At 51.0% G+C, this 22,231-nt stretch carries 14 protein-coding genes; 8 read left to right on the top strand and 6 right to left on the bottom strand.

Going from position 1 to position 22,231, the window contains the following annotated elements; genetic code table 11:
• Positions 1-62 precede the first annotated feature (62 nt).
• The 4 genes from hexR to CWE21_RS00720 all read left to right on the top strand — a co-directional run bounded on the left by hexR (position 63) and on the right by CWE21_RS00720 (position 7,779).
• Positions 63-923 carry a transcriptional regulator HexR gene (gene hexR, locus CWE21_RS00735; RefSeq protein WP_126832221.1) on the top strand — a complete coding sequence of 287 codons (861 nt, stop codon included), beginning with the start codon at positions 63-65 and terminating at the stop codon, positions 921-923.
• A gap of 2 nt (positions 924-925) precedes the next feature.
• Positions 926-1,981 carry a type I glyceraldehyde-3-phosphate dehydrogenase gene (gene gap / locus CWE21_RS00730; protein WP_126832219.1) on the top strand — a complete coding sequence of 352 codons (1,056 nt, stop codon included), beginning with the start codon at positions 926-928 and terminating at the stop codon, positions 1,979-1,981.
• Positions 1,982-2,134: 153 nt separating this feature from the next.
• Positions 2,135-4,771, top strand: coding sequence for a glycoside hydrolase family 16 protein (locus tag CWE21_RS00725; protein WP_126832217.1), 2,637 nt, complete (start codon positions 2,135-2,137; stop codon positions 4,769-4,771).
• Between the two features lie 32 nt (positions 4,772-4,803).
• The gene (locus CWE21_RS00720; RefSeq protein WP_126832216.1) at positions 4,804-7,779 is read left to right on the top strand and encodes a TonB-dependent receptor; all 2,976 of its coding nucleotides are present in this window, start codon (positions 4,804-4,806) and stop codon (positions 7,777-7,779) included.
• Positions 7,780-7,886: 107 nt separating this feature from the next.
• Here the strand turns inward: CWE21_RS00720 and CWE21_RS00715 are convergent, their stop codons facing one another.
• Together CWE21_RS00715 and CWE21_RS00710 are read right to left on the bottom strand one after the other, a co-directional pair.
• Complete coding sequence (locus CWE21_RS00715; RefSeq protein WP_126832214.1) at positions 7,887-10,397, bottom strand: glycoside hydrolase family 3 protein; 2,511 nt, start codon at positions 10,395-10,397, stop codon at positions 7,887-7,889.
• Positions 10,397-11,629 (bottom strand): sugar MFS transporter, encoded by a 1,233-nt coding sequence (locus tag CWE21_RS00710; protein WP_126832212.1) that lies wholly within the window; start codon positions 11,627-11,629, stop codon positions 10,397-10,399. The genes CWE21_RS00715 and CWE21_RS00710 overlap by 1 nt, the downstream gene beginning before the upstream one ends.
• A gap of 100 nt (positions 11,630-11,729) precedes the next feature.
• On the opposite strand from CWE21_RS00710, the gene CWE21_RS00705 reads away from it, so the two are divergent.
• The 4 genes from CWE21_RS00705 to CWE21_RS00690 are packed head-to-tail and all read left to right on the top strand — an operon-like array spanning position 11,730 to position 15,768.
• On the top strand, positions 11,730-13,091 hold the full coding sequence (locus tag CWE21_RS00705) for a GH1 family beta-glucosidase (RefSeq protein WP_126832210.1): 1,362 nt from the start codon (positions 11,730-11,732) through the stop codon (positions 13,089-13,091).
• The gene (locus CWE21_RS00700) at positions 13,088-14,413 is read left to right on the top strand and encodes a glycoside-pentoside-hexuronide (GPH):cation symporter (RefSeq protein ID WP_126832208.1); all 1,326 of its coding nucleotides are present in this window, start codon (positions 13,088-13,090) and stop codon (positions 14,411-14,413) included. The genes CWE21_RS00705 and CWE21_RS00700 overlap by 4 nt, the downstream gene beginning before the upstream one ends.
• A 14-nt stretch (positions 14,414-14,427) precedes the next feature.
• The gene (locus CWE21_RS00695; RefSeq protein WP_126832206.1) at positions 14,428-15,417 is read left to right on the top strand and encodes a LacI family DNA-binding transcriptional regulator; all 990 of its coding nucleotides are present in this window, start codon (positions 14,428-14,430) and stop codon (positions 15,415-15,417) included.
• A gap of 42 nt (positions 15,418-15,459) precedes the next feature.
• Complete coding sequence (locus CWE21_RS00690; RefSeq protein ID WP_126832204.1) at positions 15,460-15,768, top strand: membrane lipoprotein lipid attachment site-containing protein; 309 nt, start codon at positions 15,460-15,462, stop codon at positions 15,766-15,768.
• Here CWE21_RS00690 and CWE21_RS00685 read toward each other — a convergent pair.
• From CWE21_RS00685 to CWE21_RS00670, 4 genes are read right to left on the bottom strand one after another with little or no spacing between them, the layout of a single operon-like run.
• The gene (locus CWE21_RS00685; protein WP_126832202.1) at positions 15,765-16,622 is read right to left on the bottom strand and encodes a DUF7281 domain-containing protein; all 858 of its coding nucleotides are present in this window, start codon (positions 16,620-16,622) and stop codon (positions 15,765-15,767) included. The genes CWE21_RS00690 and CWE21_RS00685 overlap by 4 nt on opposite strands.
• Positions 16,619-17,860, bottom strand: coding sequence for a hypothetical protein (locus tag CWE21_RS00680; protein WP_126832200.1), 1,242 nt, complete (start codon positions 17,858-17,860; stop codon positions 16,619-16,621). Before CWE21_RS00680 ends, CWE21_RS00685 begins: the two co-directional genes overlap by 4 nt.
• On the bottom strand, positions 17,860-18,489 hold the full coding sequence (locus CWE21_RS00675) for a condensin complex protein MksE (protein ID WP_126832198.1): 630 nt from the start codon (positions 18,487-18,489) through the stop codon (positions 17,860-17,862). The genes CWE21_RS00680 and CWE21_RS00675 overlap by 1 nt, the downstream gene beginning before the upstream one ends.
• Positions 18,486-22,160, bottom strand: a complete 3,675-nt coding sequence (locus CWE21_RS00670) for an ATP-binding protein (protein WP_126832197.1) — start codon at positions 22,158-22,160, stop codon at positions 18,486-18,488. The genes CWE21_RS00675 and CWE21_RS00670 overlap by 4 nt, the downstream gene beginning before the upstream one ends.
• Positions 22,161-22,231 lie beyond the last annotated feature (71 nt).

The raw sequence follows: 22,231 nt of genomic DNA, 5'->3' as shown, positions 1-22,231 counted from the left end.
AACCTATTGCTATAAAATCCATTAAAATGTAATTTAATTACAAAATAGACTAGGATTTAGCTATGAACCTTATCGAACAGTTACAGCACAGCTTGCCTAAGCTCAGTAAATCAGAGCGCAAGGTCGCCCAAGTTATTCTGGCCGATCCGCAAACCGCTATCCATCAAAGCATAGCAAGTCTGGCTGAGCGCGCAGAAGTGAGCGAACCAACAGTCAACCGTTTCTGTCGCACCATGGGCGCCAAGGGCTACCCCGACTTTAAGTTATTGCTCGCGCAAAGCTTGGTCAAAGGAACGCCCTACGTCAATCGCCATGTTGAGCAAAACGACAGTCTTGCTGACTATACGGCGAAAATCTTTGAATCGACCATGGCGGCTCTGAACGTCACCCGCAATCACGTCGACAATGACGCGCTGCACGATGCGATTACCAAACTAAATGCCGCGACAAAAATTGCTTTCTTCGGACTCGGCGCGTCGGCCTCTGTAGCCCATGACGCACACAACAAGTTTCTTCGCTTCGACACACCGGTACAGTTTTCCGATGACGTACTGATGCAACGCATGGCGGCGATTAATGCCAAGGCCGGCGATGTCTTGGTGTTTATCAGCCATACCGGTCGTACCAAGGCGCTCTGCGAAGTCGCGGCCATAGCTAAAACAAGCGCTGCAACGGTAATTGGCCTAACCGCAGCAAACAGTCCGCTCGCTGCCGAGTGCGATATTGTGCTGTCGACGCAAGTGCCAGAAGACACGGATGTCTACATGCCGATGGCATCACGGATCGCACAACTGGTCATCATCGATGTGCTTGTTACCGGCTTTACTTTAGATAAAGGGCCCGAGTTCCGTGAAAAATTACGGCTTATCAAAGCCAGCTTACGTGATTCGCGTTACCAAAAAACGACAGAGAACAAGGAGTAATTATGACTATTCGCGTGGCTATCAATGGGTTTGGCCGCATTGGGAAAAACATCGTTCGTGCCTGGCTTGAGCGCGAATTGCAGGACACAATCACAATCGTTGCCATTAATGACCTTGGCGATCCGGCCATTCACGCCCATCTGTTAAAGTTTGATTCCGTGCACGGACCTTTAAAGGCTGAGGTTACAACGCAAGGTGACGCACTGCAGATCGGCGAGCATTCTATCAAGTTGCTCAGCGAGCGCGACCCAAGCAAGCTGCCTTGGCAGCAGCTCGGTATTGATGTGGTCTACGAATGCACAGGCTTATTTACCCAACGCGAGAAAGCCGACCTCCACCGTCAAGCTGGGGCGCGCAAAGTGCTGGTCTCAGCTCCAGCGAAAGGTGCGGATGCGACCATTGTGTATGGTGTCAACGACCAGTTATTGAATGATAGTCATGAGATCGTTTCCAACGCCTCTTGTACCACCAATTGTCTAGCACCTGTCGCGAAGCCTCTGCATGATGCGTTAGGTATAGAGAACGGCCTGATGACAACGGTCCATGCCTACACCAATGATCAGAATCTCAACGACGCTTACCACAGCGATCCGCAACGAGCTCGCGCTGCTGCGCTCTCGATGATCCCGTCAAAAACTGGAGCGGCGGCAGCTGTGGGCTTAGTGATTCCTGAGCTACAAGGTAAAGTTGACGGTCTCGCGGTACGCGTACCGACGCCCAACGTTTCCTTGGTTGATCTGTCTTTTATCGCCCAACGTGACACCAGTGTTGAAGAAGTGAATCAAATTATTCGTGAAGCCATCCAAGGGAAACTCGGCCAAGTGTTAAGTATCAATACCCTGCCGCTGGTTTCGACCGATTTTAACCATAATCCGCATTCTGCTGTTTTCGATGCCAGTCAGACCCGAGTCAGTGGTCGCTTGGTGAAAGTTATGGCTTGGTACGATAACGAATGGGGCTTTAGTCAACGTATGCTTGACACCACAATAGCATGGCTGCATGCCACGAATACCACGACTGCACCGACTTCATCGACAGCTTCTGTCAGCACCTGTTAACAAATAAATAAGGATTTTTCGGCGAACGTGATTGACGCAAAAAATTTCTTGTTCTATGTTATGAAAGCGCTTTCATAGAGCAGCTTTTAAAAAGCAAGAATTCTAATAATTACAAAAGCAGTACAACATGAGTAATCAACCAGGAACTCAGTTATGTCTAACAGAACTCTAACCAAGAGCCCGATTGCGGCGCTCTTTCTGACCCTCGGCCTCGTCGGCTGTGGCGGTGGTGATGTCAAAACCAATTCGGATTTTGATGCCGTCGACACAACCGCGCCGGTAGATGATTGGCAACTCGTCTGGAGTGATGAATTCTCCGGCAGCAGCATCGATGAAAATAAATGGAACTTTGAGGTCAACTGTGCCGGTGGTGGTAACCAGGAACAACAGTGTTACACCGACAGCTCAGACAATGCGTTCGTCTCCGACGGATCGTTAAAGATTGTTGCCCTACCCGCTGAAGAAGGCGCTGAAAAGCCCTACACTTCTGCTCGCCTAAACACCAAATACAAAGGCGATTTCAAATACGGCCGTATCGAAGTTCGCGCCAAAATGCCGTTTGGTCAAGGTACCTGGCCTGCGGTGTGGATGATGCCCACCGATGAAGTTTATGGTGGCTGGCCAAAATCTGGTGAAATCGATATTGTCGAAGCGGTCAACCTCAAAGCTGCTGACGCTGAGGGAAATCCTGAATCTCATGTTTACGGTACGCTCCACTACGGTCGTGACGCGCCGCAAAACTCCTCTTCGGGTAAAGCCTATAAACTTCCTGACGGCGCCAACCCTGCTGATGATTTCCACACTTACACCATCGAGTGGCAAGAAGGTGAAATGCGTTGGTATGTCGACGGTTACCTCTATCAAACGCAACAACAATCACGTGTGCGCTATAACAGCAAAGGCGAAGCAGTAGGCCTTCGTCATCGCGGTTGGTTTGCTGAGTTTTATAACCAAGCCACGGGTGAACTCGAGACGGTTTACGATGCGGCGCCGTTTGACGAGCGCTTCCACCTGCTTCTTAATCTAGCGGTTGGTGGCACCTGGCCAGAAAATGTGAATGAGCTTGGCATTGATGCCGAGGCTTTTGCGAATGGTCAAACGTTTGAAATCGATTATGTTCGCGTTTACGAATGTGCAGCTGACCCCATCACCGGTAAAGGCTGTGAAACCATTCGTGCCGGTTATCTTGACGAAGACACCTTGGTTGAAGGTGAAGCGCCAATTCCGTCACCGCCATCTGACGGTGTTGCGCGCAATCTGACCATCTTTGATGGTACGCCGAATCCAAATTGGCCAGCATGGGATTGCTGTGGTGGTTCAACTCCTGAGTTGGTGGATGATGCTGAGAAAGGCCCATCGTACCGCTTTACAGTAGGTGCGACGCCAACCGTAAATGGTTTTGTCTCGCGTTCAGCATTTATTACCGACCCGAATGGCCAGCCCTCACCTTTCGATGCCTCGCCGATCCTGGAGACCGGTTCTGTTTCCTTCGACCTAAAAGTCGTATCGCAACCTGCCGCGGCAACTACCTGGTTGTTCAAAGTCGAAAGTAACGAAGGCTCTACCTTTGCCGAGCTGCCGATCAGTTCAAGCGAAGAAGGCGTAGCACCGGTTGCCGGCGAATGGCAAACCGTCACCTTCCCGCTGCAAGTTTTATCTGACGCTGGTCTCGATGTTTCTGCGATTGATGTCATCATGGTCTTCCCTGCTTGGGGAACCGGTGAAGGTGCTGAATACTTGTTGAATAATGTAGAAATTGCCGCGCCAGAAGGTCCTTCTCCTGAACTCGTATTGTTTGGCGACGAAGCGAATCCAGATTGGCCATTGTGGGATTGCTGTGGCGGTACCACCCCAGAAGTTGTCACTGACGAAGAACGTGGCCAAGTTGCTGAGTTCTCCATTGGTGCAACGCCAACGGTTATGGGCTTTAAACCTGCCGATGGCAGTGGTATTCAATTCGACGCCAGTGCTCTTCTTATCGAGGGTGTGGTGCAGTTCGACATGAAAGTTGTGAACCCACCAGCTAGCGCAGATGCCGTATGGAAATTCAAGATCGAAAGCGACGGCGCCTCAACTGCTGTTGAAGTCGACTTAGCCACGGGCAACGCCGGTAACGCACCTATCACTGGCGAATGGCAAACCTACACGTTTAGCTTACAAGAGCTTTCCGATTTGGGCTTAGATGTATCTGCGATTGACGTCATCATGATCTTCCCTGCTTGGGGAACCGGTGATGGTGCGGTCTACCGCGTAGACGAAGCGCGCATCTATAACCCAAGCGCAGGCAACGACGGTTTGACCATTTTTGAAAACAATATCGCAAGTGGTTGGTCATTGTGGGATTGCTGTGCAGGCACGACGCCTACGATCGTTTCTGCCGATGCCCCTTACGGCTCAGTCGCTCAGTTCGAAATTCCAGGCTGGCCTGAAACCGTGCTCGGCTTCTTAGCTGACGAAGGCGTAAGTTACGATGCTTCTCCGCTTGTCGCCAACGGCGCTATCAGCTTTGACATGCGTATTGTTAATCAGCCGAGTGCAGGTCCAACGGATTGGTTCTTTAAGGTTGAATCAACAGGTGCTGCAACTGCGGTAGAGTTGCCACTCTCTGCTGGCAACTACGATACAGCCCCAGTCGCCGGCGAATGGGCGCGTTACAACTTCCCGTTACAAGAGCTGTTTGACGCTGGCCTCGATATCAGTGACATCAATGTCATCATGGTTTTCCCTGCTTGGGGCACCGGCCAAGGCGTGGTGTACCAAATCGATAACGTGCAGATTGCTAACTTTTAACGCGTACAGCGCAAAAACGGACGATGAATAAGATGAAAAAAACAACGTTTATGAAAAGCCCTGTCGCGGCAGCTGTGTCAGTAGTTCTCACCGCCGGTTTGATGACACCGCTCTATGCGCAAGAGGTTGAAAATAATCAAGCTGAGCAAGAGCAAGTACAAGAAGAAAACGTCGAAGTTCTTCAGGTTCGCGGTATTCGCGGCAGTCTTGCGCGCTCAACGGACTTTAAACGCAACAGTGACGGCGTCGTTGACGCCATCTCTGCTGAAGAGATTGGTAAGTTTCCAGACACCAACTTAGCCGAATCACTGCAACGTATCACCGGTGTATCGGTAAGCCGAGTCAACGGTGAAGGTAGCCAAATTACCGTACGTGGTTTCGGTCCTGAGTTTAACTTGGTGACCCTCAACGGGCGCCAAATGCCAGGGACTGGTTATACCCGCTCGTATAACCTAGAAAACCTGTCTTCAGTAGGTGTACGTTCACTTGAAGTCTATAAGACCGCACGCGCCGCCACACCAAGTGGTGGTTTGGGTGCGACAGTAAATATTGTGACCCGCCGTCCACTGGCGAGCCCAGGTCAGAACTTCACCATCATGGGCAAGGGAATTCATGATACTTCGGTTGAAACAGGTGATGATGTCACGCCAGAAGTTGCTGCAATTTACAGCAATACTTTTGCTGACGACCGTGTAGGTGTGGCCTTTACTGTTTCGCAATCGCGTCGTGATTTTCGCTTGCAACAGGCCAACGTCCAAGGTTGGCAGGCGAACGTCGGTCTCCCCACTGACCTTGACCCAAGCAAAGTGATCGACCCACGCCCTATCGATGAAGAAGGTAACCGCGTTGGTAACCATTTCTTCCCGAAAGACATGAACTATGGCTTTGCTGATTTGGCGACTGAACGCACCAACGGTCAATTTACTTTGCAGTTCGCTCCGGTCGACGACCTCATTATTACCACAGACTACACCACCAGCCGCGCCCTCACCGGCCGTGAAGCCTTTGGTTGGGGTATCTGGAACGAATTCGGCGGCAACATTAATGCCTACGAACTCGACGAAAATGGTACTGCGGTTTATGCCGATATCGCCGGTAACGATGCCTCGTTCACCGCCGAGAAAGGCACCACTGAAGTCAAAGCCAAGTCCATTGGCCTGAACATTACCTATGACGTCAGTGATAGTTTGCGGCTCTGGTTTGATGCCCATGATTCAAGTAACGCGACCGACGACGGTGCTGACCCTGGCAGCGGCATGTTTGGTCAAGTGATCTTGGGCTCAGACCAGCTGCGTTCGAAGATCTACGATTTCCGTCAAGGCGATATTCCGCAAATGTTGGTTAACTGGAACAACGGAACCAGCGTGCTTGCACCAAGCGAAATCGACTCGAACTTCAGCCAATTCTTCCGTCGCGAAGGTGAATCAAATGTGAAGCAGTACCAATTGAAAGGTGATTGGTACAACTACAACACTTTTGACGCACCGCTCGTTAAAATTACCGCTGGCTTATCGCGCACTGACCAAGATTTGTCTGGCTACACTGCGTGGAGTGGTTTACGTGGCGGCCCAGGCTTTAATCCATCGTTCACGCAAATCTTCCCAGATGGCATGTTCACCTACAATTCGACAGGTGACTTCCTTGACCAGTTTGCCGGTGGCGGTAGTAACTTAATGACGAATTACTATTACACCTTTGATTACGATGAGGCTGTCGCGCGTCAGACTGCTTATTTGACCGAAGAGTTAATGGGTAGCGATGCTTACATGCCAGCGCCTTTCTTCGACGGTATCGACAGTAACAACAGCCTGCGCGAAGTAACCGATGCGATTTTCATTCAGTCAGATTGGGAATTCATGCTCGGTGACTACCTAGCTGAGTTAAATGTCGGTCTACGTTACGAGCAAACTGACGTTACCAGTAATGTTGCCCAACGTGTTGAGCGTCAAGTTAACTGGGTAAGTGCGTCAGAATGGATCATGCAGTACGAACCGACCGACCAGGTGAACTTCCTCACCCTGACCGGCGAGCACGACGTATTGCTTCCAATGCTCGACTTAAAAGTTGAGTTTACTGATGAACTCATTGGTCGCTTCTCAACCGGTAAAACCATTGCTCGTGCGCCATTAGGTGCCCTTGCCGGTGGTCGTTCATTAAGTGGTAGCCCTAAGCCTGGTTCACGTTCTGGCTCGACAGGTAACCCTAACCTGTTACCGTTTGAATCGACGAATATCGATTTGGCGTTGGAATACTACTACGCGCCAGGAAGCTACGCATCGATTGGTTACTTCCGTAAAGACGTCGATAACTTCATTCAAAACACCATCAACGAGATCACCGTCGAAGGCTTACGCGATATCTTCGAAGGTCCACGTTACCAGCAAGCCGTTGCATCGCTTGAAGGCCGTGGTGAGCAAGCCACCAGTACCGCCATCTTTGAAGAGATGCTGGCTCTTGGCTTCGGTAACGGTGAAGGTGTGATTGAACCCAATGCGGATGATCCACTGATTGTATGGCAAGTGAGCCAGCCTTCGAATACTGACGCGAAAAGCGTCGACGGCTTCGAGGTGGCGGTGCAGCACTTGTTTGGTGAGTCAGGCTTTGGCCTCGGCGTTAACGCAACCGTCGTTGACGGTGACGTGAAGTTTGATGTCGATAGTTTGAGCCAACAAGCACCCCTTTCTGGTTTGAGTGACTCAGCTAACCTCCAGGCCTTCTATGAAGACCATGGTTGGTCAGTGAAGCTCACTTACGCATGGCGTGATAGTTACCTCATTGGTGTTGGCCAAGCTCAAGGCTCAGCCGACAACCCACCACAGTTTGCCAAGGCTTACGGCCAGTGGGACATGAGCATAAACTATGACGTTACCGACAAATTTACGGTTTTCTTGGAAGGGATCAACCTGACCAATGAAACCGAAGAAGGGTACGGACGCTACGAAGAACAGTTCCTCTTCGCACGTCAGTACGGTCCCCGTTATGTGTTTGGAGCGCGTTACAGCTTCTAACCTAACGGTGAGCAAACGAAACGAAACGGAAAAGGAACTACGAAAAAAGCCCGCACTTGCGGGCTTTTTTTTATGCGCTAATTATGAGCTAAAGAGAAGTTGAAGCGCTACAGACAGAGCGCTTCGTTTTCGCTGGTTGGCACAAGGCGAATATCGTTAAAGCTTACCGACCATTCGCTGGCTGTACTTAACCCGAAGATGCCGCTGGCTTTAGCTAAATCAAAGCCCCGCTCTTGTAAGCACGTGAGGCTGAGCTCAAGGGTTTGCCACTCACCTTGCGGTAAGCCTTGCAGTTGTGCACTCATTGCCGCTGAGGCGCCACATTGTTCACCACAATACAGGTTTAGCATGACATCGTTGGGTACGGCACTATCGACTCGAAGCGTCACAGACAACGCACTGTCAGCACTTGCATAGGCGCGTAAATCGCGTGGGAACGGTGTGACGAGGTTAAACGCAGCTAAGCTCTCGCCGCTGAAGTTAAACTGTCGCGCATCTTCTTGGACTTCGTCGTCAAAGGTTTCACTGCGAACTGCGCCAAGCTCCTGAATACTGCTTTCGACGGCAGCACGCTGCTCGCCGCTGCGGAGCTCGAGCAACCATGGTGATTTCACTGCGCGTTCAAACACAACAAGAGGGTCAATATCGCCGCTTTCGCCAAGCTCTTCGTTCAGTTGGTCAGCGAGGATCGCTTCGCTGCTACCATAGCTTAAGCCAGCACCGACTTCGAGCAGTGCCGCGCTAGCATCGGGATCCGCAGGCCAAGCAAATGGCAAACGCCCGGTCACGTCATACTGAATGCTACCGTCGGCATTGCGCAACAGAACATCGGCAACACCTTGCCCTTCGCTACCCGGCAACCAGACCGCCATAAAGGCATCAGAGGCGTTAAACTCAGGGTTTGTCCATAGTGGGCGGCCAGAAATAAACAGCGTTACCACAGGAATGCCCTGCTCTTTCAGTTTTTTCAGCAACGCGAGATCGGTTGCATTACCGCGTTGATAGTCAAGGTTGTCGAGGTCGCCATTTCCCTCGGCGTAAGGCTGCTCACCGAACACTACTACAGCAACATCTGGCTGCTCGGTAAAATCACCATTTTCGCTTAGTATCGCCTCGCCACCAGCGGCAGCGACTTGCTCAGCAATGCCTTGATAAATCGACGTACCACCAGGGAAGTCCTCGTTGGTATTACCGGTCCCTTGCCAACTGATGGTCCAGCCACCCGATTGTTGTCCAATATTGTCAGCGCCCGAGCCAGCAACCAGAATCCGTTGGCTAGGATCAAGCGGTAATAATTGCCCCTCGTTTTTCAAAAGCACCAATGATTGACGCACCGCTTCGCGTGCAACGGCGCGGTGGTCGTCGGCACCAATGAGGTCCAAACGTCCAGCCAATGGGCGCTCTGCTGGGCTCGGTTTGTTAAACAAGCCAGCACGCATTTTCACCCGTAAAATACGGCGCACCGCATCGTCGACACGACTTTGCGCGATCACGCCGTCTTTCACTTGCTGAATAAGATTCTCGTACAGCGGTTTCCAGGCATCGGTCGGCACCATGTAGACATCAAGTCCAGCGTTCGCCGCTTGTGGGCAGTCATAGTTGCTGCAGCCAGGAATTTGGCCATGGCCATTCCAGTCGCCGACCACAAAGCCGTCAAAGCCCATCTTGCCTTTTAATACATCAGTTAACAGGTAATCATGACCGTGTAGTTTATCGCCATTCCAGCTGTTAAAACTCGCCATCACGGTTTGCGCCCCGGCATTCAAGCCGCCGACATAGCCCTGTGCATGCACATCAAATAAGGTTTGCTCATCGACTTCGGTATTACCTTGGTCGATACCGGCTGTGGTACCGCCGTCACCGACAAAGTGCTTCACCGTGCTGATCACGTGTTGATCATCAAGAAAGTTCTCGCCAACCTTACCCTGCAAGCCCGTCACGATAGCTGCGGCATAATCGCGTACGATACTGGGGTCTTCAGAGTAGCTTTCGTAGGTACGGCCCCAACGTAGGTCTTGCGCAGCCGCAACAGTTGGGGCAAACACCCAATCAATGCCGGTCGCCATCACTTCGCGGGCAGTGACATGTGCAATTTGTTCAATCAGTTCAGGATTATTCGCTGCACCTAAGCCAATGTTGTGCGGAAAAATCGTCGCGCCAATCACGTTGTTGTGACCGTGAACCGCATCGGTACCCCACATGGTCGGAATGGCTGAACCATCCAAACTATCGTCAACGGACGCTTGGTACATGGCCTCAGCTAGGTCAATCCAGTCCTGCGGCGTGGCGTATTTGTCGTTGTTCGGGAAAGCACCACCACCGTTAAGATAAGAACCAAAACCGTAGCGGCGCATATCTTCGACGGTAATATCGCGAATTTCCGGCTGGATCATTTGCGCAATTTTCTGCTCAAGAGTCATTTGCGCAAGCATTTCGGTAATGCGCTGTTCAGTGGCTTGATCGAGCACCACTGGGGAATCTATTTTGGGCCAGATGGCCTCAACCTCTGCGGCTGCATCAGCAGCCGTGGTTGTTTGTTGGGTCGATTCAGCGCAGCCACCTAAAGCGAGGACGATGGCTGCGGCAAGTAACTTCTTTGGGAACGGACCTTGTGCCATTACGCTGCCTCCTGTGCAACTTTCAATGTACGTGGCTGATAACCACGCATACCGTAGTAGGCAATATACACGTAACAAATCAGCGGAATAATGAACGACATCTGGACGCCCACTTGGTCAGCTAAGAAGCCTTGCGCAAGCGGCACAATCGCACCACCGACAATTGCCAGGCAGAGAATGCCCGAACCTTGACCACGGCTTTGCCCCAGATCTTGCAGCGCTAGACTGAAAATCGTTGGGAACATGATTGAGTTGCACAAGCCTACGAACAACAATGACCACATAGCTAGAGTACCTGAGCTGGTCATAGTGGTTGCCAGCAGCAATACAGCAGCGACGGCATTGAAGGCCAACACGCGGTTACCACTGAGTTTTTGCATGATTGCCGCACCTAAGAAGCGACCCACCATCGCGCCACCGAAGTACCACGAAATATAGTGTGAGGCCTTTGATGTACTCATGTCGCCAATCTCAGGCATCGCAATGTACATTGCCAAGAAGCTTCCGATACCTACTTCAGCGCCAACGTAGACGAAAATACCGAGTGCACCGAGCACGAGATGTTTCTGCTTCCACGCCGAGCCTTCTTTTGGTAGCGCCAAAGCTGGGTCAACCTTGCCCATATCAGGTAATTTTAAACGCAAGAAAATAACCGCCATCAACACCAATGCACCGGCCAAAATAAAGTATGGCAGGCTTACGGTGTCTTTCGATACTCCGGTTACTTCTGGGTCAGCCACACCACCGAAAATCAACCAGGCGCCAAAAAACGGTGCCACAGTGGTGCCTAGAGAGTTAAAAGCTTGCGTCATGGTAAGACGGCTTGAAGCGGTTTTCTCGTCACCTAAAACGGTTACGTAAGGGTTAGCAGCAACCTGCAAAATGGTAATACCCGAAGCCAAAACAAATAGCGCTAACAAGAACAACCCATAAACTTCTGCTTGCGCGGCCGGATAGAACAGTACACAACCGGCACCGGCAATCATCAAGCCGGTTACAATTCCCGACTTGTAGCCTATTTTGCCAATCAAGTACCCCGCTGGGACCGAGACAATAAAGTAAGCACCAAAGAAACAGAACTGAATGAGCATCGACTGCGCATAGTTCAAGTCAAACAACAATCGTAGGTACGGAATCAGGATGTCATTCATGCAGGTAATAAAGCCCCACATGAAGAAAAGAGTGGTCAGCGCAGTCAACGCAAACCTGTAATTAGTGTTCTGTTGGGTCATAATCGCCTCAATCGTTATAATTTTTTGACCTTAGGCCGATTTATGGCCTATGATGAAAGCGCTTTCATTTATAGCATACTTGGACGGTTTCGCAATCCTTATGAAAAAAATAAGCCTACCACAGCAATCAAAAATGCTTACCTCTGACTTTGTCTTTGGTGTCGCTACCTCTTCCTTTCAGATCGAGGGCGGTGCCGCTGACCGTGAACTCAGTATTTGGGATACCTTCTGTGCTGAACCTGGACGCATCAAAGACGGTTCAAATGGCTTAGTCGCTTGCGAACATGTGCAGCATTGGCGTGCAGACGTTGAGCTGATTGCGAGCCTTGGTGTAGACGCTTACCGCTTTTCTGTCGCCTGGGGTCGGGTCATTAACGCCAATGGCCAAATCAATCAAGCAGGCTTGCAGTTTTATGTGGACCTCGTTGACGCGTTGAATGCCAAGGGCATTGCTTCGCACATGACTCTGTATCATTGGGACCTGCCCCAGTACCTGCAAGACCAAGGCGGCTGGCTGAATCGTGACACCGCCTATCGTTTTGCCGAGTATGCTGAGGTCATGGTGCGCACCTTGGGCAATAAAGTGGCCAGTTACGCCACCTTGAACGAGCCTTTTTGCAGCGCTTATTTAAGTTATGAAGCGGGTATTCATGCGCCGGGTATGAAGAATCGTAGTTATGGTCGCCAAGCCGCTCATAACTTGCTGTTAGCCCACGGCCTTGCACTGCCGATTTTGCGAAAGCATGCACCGCAAGCCGAGCATGGCATCGTGCTGAATTTTAGTCCGTGTTTTGCCGCCTCTAGCGCGGCCGCTGATGTTGCCGCAGCTAACTTGGCCCATGCCTATCATAACTTATGGTATTTACAGCCGTTGCTAACCGGCACTTATCCAGACCTTGGCGACGCTCTGCAAGCCGATGAATTGCCGAAAGTTGCAGCCGGCGACCTGGAGCTTATTTCCCAGCCGATTGATTTTCTTGGAGTGAATTACTACACCCGTACGGTGTTTCGCGACAAGAACGGCTGGTTCTCCGACGTACCGCCAAGCAAGCCACCATTGACGACCATGGGTTGGGAGATCTATCCGCAAGGCTTAACCGAGATCTTGGTGCAGTTAAAAGAGACCTTTGCCAACCTGCCACCTATTTATATTAGTGAAAACGGTGCTGCCTTCCCTGATGAATTAATCGACAATGCAGTACACGATGACGCCAGAATAGATTACTATCAGCAACATCTATTGGCAGTGAACGATTGTATTGACGCAGGAATCGATATGCGCGGCTATTTTGCTTGGAGCTTACTCGATAACTTTGAATGGGCGGAGGGTTATACCCAACGCTTTGGCATTGTGCACGTCGATTACACGACGCAAAAGCGCACGCTAAAAGATAGCGCCAAAGCATTGCAGGCCTTGTGGCTCGAGCGTGCTGCGCAACTGCAAACGGAACCCGCAGTATGATTTCACGGCGCGAAAAAGTAGCTTATGGCTTGGGTGACACCGCCAGTAACTTAATTTTCCAAACCGTGATGTTGTTCTTAGCCTTCTTTTATACCGATATCTTCGGTATTTCAGCAGGCACGGTCGGCACGATGTTTTTGGTCGTAAGGCTTATCGATGCGGTAACCGATCCGTTGATGGGGCTCCTTGCCGACAAAACCAATACCCGTTGGGGGCAATTCCGCCCTTACCTATTGTGGTTGGTGATCCCCTTTGCCGTTTGCAGCATTCTGGCGTTCACCACACCCGATCTCGGTGATACCGGCAAAGTCATCTACGCCTATGCCACCTACACCTTACTTATGCTCGCCTACACCGCTATCAATATCCCCTACTCGGCACTGGGCGGCGTGCTAACTAAGGACCCAGACGAACGGGTGTCAGTACAATCGTATCGCTTCGTGTTCGGTATGTTTGGTGGACTGATTGTCACATTGCTGACCTTACCGCTGGTAGATTGGTTTGGCCAAGGCGACAAAGCATTAGGCTACCAATTGACGATTGCTGCTATGAGCGTGCTCGGTGTGGTGTTGTTCCTCCTCTGCTTCGCGGGTACCAAAGAGCGCATTCAACCACCCCATGACCAACAGCTCAATTTCGGCTCGGGGCTGAAAACACTGTGGCAAAACGACGCCTTGCGGACCTTGGCGATCGTGGCCGTGCTCTTGCTGATTGGTATTGCGATAAAAAATACACTCGCGATTTACTACGTGAAGTATTACCTCTTGCGCGAAGATCTCATCACCACGTTCGTATCGATTGGTATGGTTGGGAATATTCTCGGCTGCGCACTCGCCAATCCGTTGACCCGCCGAGTGGATAAAGTTCAGGCCTACAAAGCACTGCAAATAATCGCCGCGGTGCTTTCTGCAGCAGCATTTTTCGTGCCAGCCGACCAACTGGTGCTGGCCATAGTGTTGTACTTTTTCTGGAGCTTCTTCTTGCAGATGGCAACGCCAATGCTCTGGGCCAAAATTGCCGACGTGGTGGACTTTGGCCAACGTGAATCCGGTTTACGCGCCAACGGCTTAGTTTATGCCTCGGTGGTATTCTTCATCAAAATCGGTATCGCTTTGGGCGGTGCCATCGCCGGCTGGTGGCTTGCGGTCTATGACTATCAAGCCGGCCAAGCGCAGACCGAACATACACAACTAGGCATTTTAATCGCCTTCACTTGGCTTCCAGCTATCGCATCACTGCTTGTTGCTTGGGTCATGCGCGGGTACACTTTGAATCGTGCGCGGGTGCAACAGATTGCCCGAGAACTCGAACAAAGTGCATAACGAGAACAAAAAGCATGGCCACCATTTATGAAGTATCAAAATTAGCCGGGGTATCTTTAGCCACTGTTTCCCGTGTGATAAACAATACCGCGCCCGTGCGCGCTGCGACTAAAGAAAAAGTCGAAGCAGCCATGCAAGAGCTAGGCTATCGCCCCAACTCAGTCGCGCAATCACTGGCCAGCAACCGCTCCAACAGCATCGGCATCTTGGTGTCGGAACTTGGCGGCCCGTTTTATGGCGAACTACTCAATCGCATTGAAAGCGAATTCCGTGCGATCGGGAAACACGTAATTGTCGCCGCAGGCCATAGTGATGCTGAACTGGAGCGCGACAGTATTGAGTTTCTACGTAGCCGCAACTGTGACGCGCTGATTTTACACGTTGAATCAGTCAGCGACGATTACCTGCGCGGTATGGCCGATAGTGGCACGCCGTTTGTAGTCATTAACCGCCACGTCGAAGCCGTGGCGGATCGCTGTATCACCCTCGACAACGAACTCGGCGGCTATCTCGCAACCCATCATCTACTCGAACGCGGACACCGCCGTATTGCCTACGTTTCTGGCCCAATGTGGAAGAACGACGCCAGCGAACGCTACAAAGGCCATCTGCGTGCCCTACAAGAATATGATATCGGTGAAGATAAGAGTTTGTTCTTTGAAGGTGACTTCCAAGAGACCGGCGGCGTGAACGCTCTGCACCACTTTCTTGATAGCAAGTGCGACTTTACCGCTTTAGTCTGCGCCAACGATGAAATGGCCTCAGGTGCCATCACTGTCGCCCATGAAGTCGGCCTAGAAATACCCGAACAGCTTGCCGTGGTTGGCTTCGATAACGTCAACTTCTCGCACTACACTTACCCGAAGCTCACGACCGTCGATTATCCCATTGAAGAAATTGGCCAAATGGCGGCTCGGTGGGTACTCAAACATGTTTATAAGCAAGCAGTTCCGGATTTAAAAGCGGTCTTCCAACCGCAACTTATTGCACGGGATTCGGCTTAACGCTAAAGTCAGGAAAGATAACAATAAGCAAAAGGAATGATCATGAAAAAGTTTATTTTTACTGTCGTTGCAGCAGTTACTCTAAGCGCTTGTTCGCCATCATCTGGTGAAACTTATCTCGATGAATTTGAGAAGCTGGAAAATGACCTCAGCCAACTTGCTGAACAGGCTGAAGTTTGCTTTTCAGAAATTGAAGCCACAATGGATAAGTACGATCACCTGAACCCTAGTAATCAAGAAGACTTCGATAATCTTTTCAGCGAAGCCGAGCAGCAGCGCTACAACGAAATTGAAGATAACGTCGAAGAGCAATTGAAAAAACTGCGCGATATTTTCGATCGCGAATGCTAATTGCCTAACGCCTGAATCGTTAACCACTCCAGTGCTTCCTGCTGCAACCATTGTTGCAGCAGGCCAGATTGACTTCTCTCCATATACTCAAGATACTCCCGCAACTGCGGTGCAAGCTCTTGGTTTCGTGTAAGTTGCTGTAACGTTTGAAACTGTTCCGCGGAAAGCGCAGAACTGTGTGCTTTTTCACAAAAGCGTTTAAAAGATGGTCCAGCAATACGGTGACAACCAAGTTGAAAAGCAATTGCGATGCCGGCCGCATCGAGATCACCAAAATAATCCATGGTTTTACCCGTCTCTAACCAACGCTTACGTAATGTTTGTGCGCCTTGGGCATAGACATGATCGCCACGGTAACTCACCAACGCATTGGGAGCGAGCGGTAACGCAAAACTAACGAGCTGGTAAAAACAATCGAGATTTTCAACCAGAACCAACTGCTCATAAGCAGCCAAATCAAGCTCATTCTGTGCGACATCAAGAATTTGCCATGTATCGTCACTGCCAGTGCGTTGTGCTAGTAACACCCGATTGGCGCGTGGCCCTGTGCGGTTGCTCTTAAATTCATATTTGCCCTGCTGTGCTTGTTCGAGCGAAGTTCGAGCAAGCGTTTCATCAAGTGGTGCGTAGCCCAACTGAACCAAGCGCTCAGCCACTGACGCTAACAGCTCTTGCGTATAGTCAAAGCGGTCGCCTTTCGGCGGCACAAAGCTAACCAAATATTCTTCTTCACACCATTTAAGTATGGCGACATCGCGCGCTTTTACTTCACAATTAACCGTCGTTTGGAGTTTCAGCTGTTGTTGCAAACCGCGCAAGTATTCAAGCTGACGGGGGCTTAGGCGTTCGCTCATAATCTACCTAAACGCAAGGTCACGTCGTCAATCACCCGAACCTGATTGAACCATTGCTCCTCATACTCGCTGCGTTCGAGCACAAACATACGCTGTTGTTGCTGTGGTAAACCTGCGAACTCGGCAAGGATCTGAAAGAGCCACACCTCCGGTGACCATTCGAGCTCTTGTGTCACCAAGTAATCGATAGCAGAATCACCCGCTTTATTCTCAAGTACCGCCAGGAAATACTGTTCAGCGTCGGCTTTGAGTTGTTGCTGACGGGCTTCAACTTCGGGGGCGCTGGCTGTGGTCGTAAGCACGTCATCATTTGCACTCGCTGTTGATTTCGCCGTTTTCAGTGCAAGCTCTTTATAAAGCTGATGTACGAGGCCGACGATCTCTGGGCTGTCCGCACGCCGATCGAGAGCCACCGCAGCCGTGACCGAAGTAGGTGCCGCACAATTAACGAGTTTCGGCACCTGACTGCGATAAGCATAATCCCCCACCACAAAACTTGGATGCTGCCGCAAAAAACTCGCCATCTGGCTGACCAACAGGCCTCGCGCTTGTTGCTCGCGGAAGCGGCCCATCAGTTCCACTAAGCGCTTTTGCACCTCAAGTAAGCTGGCCAAATGCCGGTCTAAATGATTCTGTAGGCGGGTGACCAGCACCTTGCGCAATACCGGATTGCCTTCTGCAAGCTCAATCATTTCGTTGAAGTTAAGCAAACTAATGCCATCAAGCAGGCGCTTAATTTGCTCCTGTGCACGACTATTTTCGCGGATTTTGTCACTGAGACTGCTGACAAAACCGAAGTTACTATTCAAGCGGTGCCAAAGGCTATGAATCGCCTCTTCAAACTGGCCCGTTAAGTCGTACACCGTTTCGTGAATTACTTGCAGTTGCAGGTCGGCTTTCACATAGTCGCCACGGCGACGTGCCTCACGGTAACTTTCGACACGCACGCGAATGGTCTCGAGTTTTTCTGCCACATCGGCATGAATCTGTCGCCGCGCTTCATCCGTGACCAACGCCGCAATAAGTTGTGTCACAGGTTGACGCAACTTAAGTCCAAAGCTGTCTTCGGGGTGATATAGCACGCGCGCATCAATGAGCTTTCGCCGCGTACTCTCAGAGAACGCATCGGGGTCAATTTCGCCTTGCAGGTAGCCTTTCATGAGCGTCTGCGCGTGCTTGCCGATCAAGGCAAGACGCTCTGCACCAAGGCTTAGCATACCGCTTATCGGTTCTGCCATTAGAGCAAGTCCTCTTGTTGCGGCGATTCTTCCAGCGGGATGTTTTCCTCATCCTTGATGAAGCGCACCAACTCGAGCAGATAATCCATCTTGCCGGTAACGGTAAAAAACAGTCGCTCTTTGTGGGGTTGCTGCAGGTAGCCGTGCTCGACCAAACGCTTGGCGATTTGCTTGGCCTGCGCATCGACACTATCAGCCTGAGAATTGAAAAACTTGTCTTTGGCTAGCGCTTGCAGACGTTGCTGCAAGCTCGGATGATCTTCGGTTTTCAAGATCAACTCTTGTAGCTTGACGATGTCGCCGGGACTCAACACGCTGTCATGCCCAAGTGCTTCTTGCACATAGGTCAGCCATTCAAGCAACGGCAACAACGATGCCATCACCACCTGTAACTGCTGTTTCATATGCTCGCGGGCATCTTGATCGATATGCCGGTAAGCCAGAAAAAACACGCTCGTATCGTCATTTTGTGCCACCCGCCGATTCAGCGGTTGCAAGTACTCATCGAGCTGCTCACGCAAAGCTTCTTGTTGCAGCCTCTGATAGTGCTCGGGCTCGGTTACTGCGCAAATAAATTGGCCAGCCAATAGCTTCTCTAATAGCGGACCATGTTGGAGTAACGGGTTCATGCTTCAACCTCCGCTTCGCTCAACTGTGCTAATTTTTCCGCTAACGGTGACAACCGCGGCTTGATGCGTTTCAGTTGACCTTTATTCGGCTGCTCATGATGCGGCTCTATTAAATAGCGATGATTGAAGAGCAATAATACGTCCGATTCAGGGTTCGGAAACGCGCCTACGATATAGATCGCGTTATGGTCACAAGCGGCGAACAGCTTCTCGACATTGTGATAAGCCAAGGTACCAATTTCATCGACAGGCCAATGCAGCACCACTCCAGCATCTGCGGGTCGCAGCAAACGGGTAAAGGCCAGCAGGAACTTAACTAAGATCAAGTAAGCCATACCGTGGCTCGATGACTCCAGCAATTGCCGATCATTGCGGATCACCATTGCTTGGCCTTTTTCTTGAATATGCAGCTCAAGGCGCAGCAGCGATTCGATACTGTAATCCTGATCGCTACGAATCAGCTCAGCGACCTGCGCAAGTTCGTCGAGGTAAGCTTGTGACGGTACTAACTCACCGGACTGCCGCCACTGCTTGTAATGCTTCGCCATTGCTTTCAGCGGCGCCCAAAAACCTAATTCATCGATGGTGGAACTGATCTTGACCTCGGCCTTTTGAATCGCATCGAGGGGCAAATCGTCGCTCACCTCTTGCGTCAAACGACGACTGAAATCATTCACGCGCTTGTGGATGTCGTCAAACACGGTGAATACATCAACCAGACCTTTACCAATGGTAATGCCCTTGTTGATGGTTTGCTCCTGGCGATCTTCAAGAATGCTTAGCAGGTTTGCCAACGCCTCAACCCGTGCACCCATCTCAGGCGCTTCGCCCAACTCCGCCAGCGACTTTTCAATAAAGCGGGAAAAATCGCTATCGACGTCTTTGTGCAGCTCGCTTTCGAATTGTGTGAGCTGATGCTGCAGCTCCTTCTCGACTTTTTGGGCCTGCTCAAATAAGTCATGGGCACGCACCAAGCGTTCATTAACGTCGCCAACCGCCTGACTGTTGAGCTTATCGGGTTGCAAGGCGACCGGTAGCGCTGCCATGCGAGCGACCATCGCCTGGAGTTGTGCCAACAGCTCTTTTTGTTGTGCACGGCGTGCTTCAGCTGTTTTGATTTGCGCTTTCAAGTCTTCGGTTTCGCGCTGATAGTCGCTCTTCAGCTTGGCTAACGCATTTTCGCCTTCGCGCAACGCCTGCCGCGCTTGCAGCTCTTGTTGTTGCCACTTCGGCCGTTGCAACTTCCACTCGTCGGCCATAAACGCCTGGTAGGCACGATACGATTCGCGTTGCTGCTCGGTAAGCTGGATCTGTTCTTCCAACGCTTGCATTGCCGTCTTCGTGCGTTCGAGCTTCGCTTTATCCACTCCGTCTGCAGCAAGTTTGCCATTGAACGCTTGCTCCAGATCGTGCATCTGCTCTTTGGTCTGTGCGCTTTTACGTTGCGACTCTTGATCGCACTCTGCCATGGCATCGAGAAACTGCTGCTGCGCCTCTTGGTGTTCAGCTTTTCGCTCGAGTTCAGCCGCTTTCGCATCGCTTTCTAATTCGGCCAGTTGTTGCTGTAATTGCTGCTCTAGGCTAGCGAGGTGTTGCTCGAGCTTGGCTACTTGCTGCACAGCTTGTTGCTTCCGCTGCTGTAGGGCCGCTTTATGTTCTTGCTGCAAACGCGCTTTGTGGTCGCGGGCATAGTCGAGATCTGCCTTACTCCCTTTACGCTTTTGCAGCGCTTTGGCTTCAAGTTGTTCTGCTTCAGTGACTGCCTCATTTGCTTTGTGCAACTGACTCTCACTGTCCTTACGCTCTTTGAGTCGCTGCGCAAGCTCAGCTTCCGCCTGCTCAAGCAGCTCTATCAAGCGCTCTTCGGTGGCTGCGTGCTCAGGTAGTTCAAGCGCCTGTAGATCGAGTTTTACACCAAAAATCGTTTCATTCTCGGCCCCAGACTTTTGCGGTAGCAAATCCGTGCGCTGCAATAACGGCTCGGCAAGCACCTTGCCAAAGCTATGTTGCCAGTGTTCAACGTTGTCGCGCAGAAACTGGCGTAAGCTGCCCGCTGCAGGTTTCAAACGCTGACGTAAAGTTTCCAACGTATCATTGGCCGCGGCTTCATTACGCCGCGCCTGATTCACCTGCTCACTGCTCTGCAGGCGCTCTTTTCGGCGTAGTTCCAATTGTTTGAGCGCTTGATCCACCTCACCTTGGGCCAGCTCCAAAGCGTCCATGCAGGCCTCGAATCGCGCATCCGCTAACTGTATTGCCTCTTGCTCGGCTTCATTTAGCCCGCTGTTCTGGCTTGTCGCTTTCTGTTGCGCAAGCTGTTCGCGAGTGTCTTGTAATTGTGGTGTGAAACTCTGTTGCAACGCGTTCTGTTGCTGCTGTAATGCGCGGCGCCCCGCTTCGAGACTATCATTAAAGCTCTCGTTGAGTTGGGCTAACTCAGCTTGGTGTGCGTCCTTTTGGGTCTGTAATTGCGTACGCACTTTATCCAGCCGTTGCTGCAGTTTTAGCTTTTCCGCATCCAACTGACTCTGCGCATCCTTATGCTTATCAAGCAACAGGCGGTAATGCTCTTCCAGCTGCTGCAATTCCTCGCGTTGTTGTGGCAGTTTTTCTAGCGCGCGGCCCCAGGCTTCCATATCTTCATCGCGATAGCGATCGTAAGTTACCTGTGCGCGCTCGAGTTTGCTTTCAGCGGCTTCAAGCTCAGCGCTCGCCTCTTGCTTGGTATCAAGTAACGTTCGTAACTCGCGATTGTAATTGTCTTCAGCAACGTCGCGTTTGCGCTTCCATTCCTGCAACTGGGCCTCAAGGTCGGCCTGTTGCGTTTGCAACTGCGCATAATCTTCTTCCAGCACTGACTTCAGGTGCCACAGGCCTTCATTGGTATGGGTACGTTCGCTGTTTAACTGCTGTAACTTTTGCAGCTGCGCCTGTAACTGTTCAACTTTCATGTATTGGCGCATCTGCTGCAGCCAATGCTGAATTTTGGCGCGAGTAAAAGTGTTTTCTGGTCGTTCGTAACCGTCTTCTTCAAGAATTGCCGCAAGCATACTTTTCAGCGTGTCCATCTTGCCTTCTTTGGCATGCACCGCCGACACCAACTTTTCGATATGCCGCAACGCAAAGCCGTCGGGTGCCAACGCAAACTTCGCAGCTAACTTTTTCGCTTTCAAGCGTTCGGCGCGTTGACTGCGCTCAAGCTTAATGTCATTGAGAATGATGCTGCGGTATTCGCTGACGGCGCTAATTTTATGGCTGGTTTCAATACCTGCTTGCTTCAGTTGACTCATCCAATCGCTGTAATCGCGTGCAACCGTGCCCTGCTTGTTCTGCTGCAGATACCATTGCGGCTCATAGGCCGCGTCAACAAAACGATAGTCAACGCCATCGGCGCGCTTGGTCAGCACTACGTGGGCTGGCCCCTGCGTCGGGCGCTCGTAAGCATAAATGACGTAGCTATTTTTGAACGGTAAGTAATATTTATCGAAGTTTTCGCGCGTGCGTGGTACGACTTTATTCGGTAATTCACCATAAAACACTGGCACCATCCGTTGCAGTGTGGTTTTACCCGAAGCGTTACTACCACAAATATTGGTGTGACCATCAAGATCGAGCTCTACCACTCCAGGCATATGGCCGTTGATCATGATGATTTTGAGAAGTTTTGCCATGGCGTCCTTGGCTCTTATTATTAGTCATATGAATAGGCTAACTATACCCTTAGCCGTGCGCATAAAAAAGC

Origin of the sequence: Pseudidiomarina aquimaris, from assembly GCF_003987395.1 — a bacterium.
Taxonomy (GTDB): domain Bacteria; phylum Pseudomonadota; class Gammaproteobacteria; order Enterobacterales; family Alteromonadaceae; genus Pseudidiomarina; species Pseudidiomarina aquimaris.
The sequence above is the reverse complement of the archived record's forward strand: the minus strand, read 5'-3'. Positions and strand labels throughout refer to the sequence as shown.